This is a genomic window from Mesorhizobium sp. M7A.F.Ca.US.006.01.1.1, from assembly GCF_003997935.1.
Classification (GTDB): domain Bacteria; phylum Pseudomonadota; class Alphaproteobacteria; order Rhizobiales; family Rhizobiaceae; genus Mesorhizobium.
The window spans coordinates 1-4,344 of sequence record NZ_RZQL01000382.1; the positions used below are offsets into that span (position 1 = coordinate 1).

Consider the following 4,344-nt stretch of genomic DNA (forward strand, 5'->3'; position numbering starts at 1 on the left):
GTCACCGCGCAGATAGCTTTCGCCGACGGGCGAGGCGCCGATATGCACCGCCTCGTCGGCCATCTCGACATGCAGGGATTTCGCGTCGGCATCCGAATAGACGGCGACAGTGCGCACCCCCATTTTGCGCGCCGTCCGGATGACACGGCAAGCGATCTCGCCGCGGTTAGCGATCAGGATCTTGGCGAACATGGAGCCTCCGCGAGTAAGGTTCGAAGCGCGCGGAAAGCAGTGCGCTTGAACACCAGCCTCAGTCCTGCCGGACAGAGGGGGGCACTGTCCCGCAAGCCATTCCAGCCCTCGGCGTGGACCTCTCCCTTACTAAGGGAGTGCTCTACCTTGCGGTCGCTTGTGCCTACTTCGAGGCCGCGATCTCGCAACCGCCGCCTGTCGTTACCTTGTAGTGGCCGCGGGTGGACTGACAGGATTTCATCGCCAACTCTTCGGCCCTCTTTTGAGATGGTGCGTTGAGGTGGCCGCCGCAAACTATGTACGACGACATTATCCGCGCGTACGGCGTGGTTGCGTACGCTGAATGGCCACCGGCCGCGACATAGGCCTTGTAGGCCTTGGTGCAGGGATCCTTGGGATTTCGCGGCAGATACGGCGGGAAACGCTTGTCTCCCTCGCTTCCAGTCAGTGAGCCGGCCATGCCCGCGCCGCACGCGGCGATCGTCAGCAATCCGGCCAATATCGCCATGGCTGTTCGCCTGGAATTCGTGGATTTCATCTTGTCTTCCCCAAGGAGAAAAACCGGGCGCCTTCCGGCCTATTTGGACGCGGCGATGCTGCAGGCGCCGGCTACGGTAACCTTGTATTTGCTTTTGCTGGCCTGACAGGATTTCAGTGCCAGTTCCGCCGCCGCCTTTTGTGACGATGCATTCAGCTTCACGCCGCAAACGAAGTACTCGATCGCCGGAACGATTGGCGTCGCCGCGAAAGCCGAATGGCCTGCGGCTGCGAGATACGCAGCATAGGCCTTCCCGCAGCCCCCGGTGGTTCCTATAGGAATGGTCACTGGGTAGCGCACGTCGCCCTTGCTGCCTGCCAGCGATCCGGCCATGGCGGCGGTGGGGGCCGTCACCATCAGCAAGCCTGCCACTATGGAGGTGGCTGCTCGTTTGCAGGTCCCGGATTTCATTCTGCTTCCCCCATTCGCAAAAAAGTCTCGGCTGGTGTCTTATTTCGATGACGAGATTGCGCAGCCGCCACTCGCGGTCTTGAGCTTCCACCGTGTGAAGCCGGCCTGGCAGTTGCGTAGCGCAATTTCTTCCGCTGCCTTCTGGGACGGCGCGTTGAGCTTCGTCCCGCAGATGATGTAGAGGTCGACAACGCGCGAATAAAAGGTTGTGGCGTAGGCCGAATGGCCGCTCGCCGCGACGTAGCCCTTGTAGGCAACGTTGCATTCGCCCGACCCCAAGGTCGGCGGAAAACGCACGTCTCCCTTGCGTCCTGCGAGCGATTCCGCCGAGCTGGTGCCGGTCGCCGTTAATATTAGAAATACAGAAAGTATCGAAGCAGCCGTTCCCTGGCAATATTTCAATTTCATTTCCAGCCCGTCCCCATTGCCCCATGCTGGATAAGCAGTAGCGAATATTTTGCCCCGCCGCCAGTTCACTGTTCGAGATTCGAAGCCGCCTATGCTGATGAATCGGTTGGTCCATACAGTTCAGCCTTTTCGCACGGCAGCAACGGCCTGCCGGTATAGTTCCGCCGCTTGGCCGTCGAAGTTGACCGTCCATTCTCACATCCGAAACACGCCAAAGCGCGTGTCCTCGATTTCGGCGTTGAGCGCCGCGGACAGGCTGAGCGCCAGCACGTCGCGCGTCTTCGCAGGGTCGATGATGCCGTCGTCCCAGAGGCGTGCGGACGAATAGAGCGGATGGCCCTCATGCTCGTATTTCATCAGGATAGGCTTCTTGAATTTCGCCTCTTCCTCGGCGCTCCATTGCCCGCCCTTGCGCTCGATGCCTTCGCGCTTGACCATGGCAAGCACCGTTGCCGCCTGTTCGCCGCCCATCACCGAGATGCGGGCGTTCGGCCACATCCACAGGAAGCGCGGTGAATAGGCGCGGCCGCACATGCCGTAATTGCCCGCGCCGAACGAACCGCCGATGATGGCAGTCACCTTCGGCACTTTGGCAGTGGCAACGGCCATCACCAGCTTGGCGCCGTCCTTGGCGATGCCGCCCGCCTCGTATTTTCGACCGACCATGAAGCCGGTGATGTTCTGCAGGAAGACTAATGGAATTTTGCGCTGGCAGCACAGTTCGATGAAGTGCGCGCCCTTCACAGCACTTTCGGAAAACAGCACGCCGTTGTTGGCGATGATGCCGACCGGCATGCCATGGAGATGGGCAAAGCCGGTGATCAGCGTGGTGCCGTAATTCTGCTTGAACTCGTCGAATTCGGAACCGTCGACGATGCGCGCAATCACCTCGCGCACGTCATAGGGCTGGCGCAGGTCGGTCGGCACGATGCCGTAGAGTTCATCCGCCGGATGAAGCGGCGGAATCGATTTCTGTAAGTTCAGACTTACAGTCTTGTTCCGATTCAGGTTTTTGACGATGCGTCGGCAAATGGCGAGCGCATGGTCGTCGTCGAGCGCATAGTGGTCGGCAACTCCGGAAAGCCGCGTGTGCACATCGGCGCCGCCGAGATCCTCGGCGCTGACATCCTCCCCGGTTGCCGCTTTCACCAGCGGCGGTCCGCCGAGAAAAATGGTCGCCTGGTTGCGCACCATGATCGTCTCGTCGGACATCGCCGGCACATAGGCGCCGCCCGCCGTGCAGGAACCCATGACGCAGGCGATCTGCGGAATGCCTGATGCCGACATGTTGGCCTGGTTGTAGAAGATGCGGCCGAAATGCTCGCGGTCGGGAAACACCTCGTCCTGGTTGGGCAGATTGGCGCCGCCGCTGTCGACGAGATAGATGCAGGGCAGATTGTTTTGCAGTGCGATCTCCTGCGCGCGCAGATGCTTCTTCACCGTCAGCGGATAATAGGTGCCGCCCTTCACCGTGGCATCGTTGACGACGACCATCACCTCGGTGCCTTCGACGCGGCCGATGCCGGCGATCATGCCGGCCGAAGAGATCTCCTCGCCATACATCGACCATGCCGCGAACTGGCCGATCTCGAGGAAGGGCGAGCCGGTGTCGAGCAACTGGGCCAGGCGCTCCCGCGGCAACAGCTTGCCGCGCGAAACATGCCGCTCGCGCGCTTCCTCCGAGCCGCCGCGCTCGACGGTGGCTGCCTTCTCCGCAATGTCGGCGACCAGCGCCCGCATGCGCTCGGCATTGGCGCGGAATGCTTCGGAGGAGGGGGAGATCTGGGTTTGCAGCGCAGCCATGCTATACCCCCTCCGCCATGATCTCGCGGCCGATCAGCCAGCGGCGGATTTCGCTGGTGCCGGCGCCGATCTCGTAGAGCTTGGCGTCGCGCAGCAGGCGGCCGGTCGGATAGTCGTTGATGTAGCCATTGCCGCCAAGCAGCTGGATGGCGTCGAGCGCCATCAGCGTCGCCTTCTCGGCGGCAAACAGCACGCAGCCGGCGGCATCCTTGCGCGTCGTCTGGCCGCGATCGCAAGCAGCGGCGACGGCATAGACGTAAGCGCGCGCGGCGTTCAGCGTCGTGTACATGTCGGCCAGCTTGCCTTGTACCAACTGGAACTCGCCGATCGCCTGGCCGAACTGCTTGCGCTCATGCACATAGGGGATTGCCACGTCGAGGCACGCCGCCATCAGGCCGATCGGGCCGCCGGCCAGCACCGTGCGCTCATAGTCGAGGCCCGACATCAGCACTTCGACGCCGCGCCCTTCCTCGTGCAGCACGTTGTCGAAGGGTACTTCCACATCCTCGAATACCAGTTCGCCGGTGTTGGAGCCGCGCATGCCGAGCTTGTCGAGTTTCTGCGCCACGGAAAATCCGGCAAAAGCCTTCTCGACGATGAAGGCGGTGATGCCGCGCGATTTCAGGTCCGGATCGGTCTTGGCATAGACGACCAGTGTTTCGGCGTCCGGCCCGTTGGTGATCCACATCTTGGTGCCATTGAGCACGTAGCGATCATTGCGCTTTTCGGCGCGCAGCTTCAGCGAGACGACGTCCGAGCCGGCGCCGGATTCCGACATCGCCAGCGCGCCGACACGCTCGCCCGAGCACAGTGGCGGCAGGAATTTTTCCTTCTGCGCCGTTGTCGCCCAGCGGTTGATCTGGTTGACGCAGAGGTTGGAATGGGCACCGTAGGAGAGGCCGACCGAGGCCGAAGCGCGTGAAATCTCCTCGACGGCGATCACATGGGCGAGATAGCCCATGCCGCTGCCGCCGAAATCGGGATCGGCGGGG

At 62.1% G+C, this 4,344-nt stretch carries 6 protein-coding genes; all 6 read right to left on the reverse strand.

Going from position 1 to position 4,344, the window contains the following annotated elements; all coding sequences use genetic code 11:
• Positions 1-192, reverse strand: a 192-nt coding sequence (locus EN943_RS35315; protein WP_164778554.1) for a biotin carboxylase N-terminal domain-containing protein, incomplete at its 3' end; no start/stop codon positions are given.
• Positions 193-355: 163 nt separating this feature from the next.
• Positions 356-700: a hypothetical protein gene (locus EN943_RS35320; RefSeq protein ID WP_245476096.1), complete on the reverse strand. Its 345-nt coding sequence runs from the start codon at positions 698-700 to the stop codon at positions 356-358.
• A gap of 69 nt (positions 701-769) precedes the next feature.
• Entirely contained in the window at positions 770-1,141 is a 372-nt protein-coding gene (locus tag EN943_RS35325; RefSeq protein ID WP_127416417.1) for a hypothetical protein, read from the reverse strand.
• Positions 1,142-1,180: 39 nt separating this feature from the next.
• Positions 1,181-1,549 carry a hypothetical protein gene (locus EN943_RS35330; RefSeq protein WP_127416418.1) on the reverse strand — a complete coding sequence of 123 codons (369 nt, stop codon included), beginning with the start codon at positions 1,547-1,549 and terminating at the stop codon, positions 1,181-1,183.
• A gap of 195 nt (positions 1,550-1,744) precedes the next feature.
• Positions 1,745-3,352, reverse strand: coding sequence for a carboxyl transferase domain-containing protein (locus EN943_RS35335; protein WP_127416419.1), 1,608 nt, complete (start codon positions 3,350-3,352; stop codon positions 1,745-1,747).
• A gap of 1 nt (position 3,353) precedes the next feature.
• Positions 3,354-4,344 (reverse strand): isovaleryl-CoA dehydrogenase (locus EN943_RS35340; protein ID WP_164778556.1); only part of this gene is annotated, 991 nt, incomplete at its 5' end.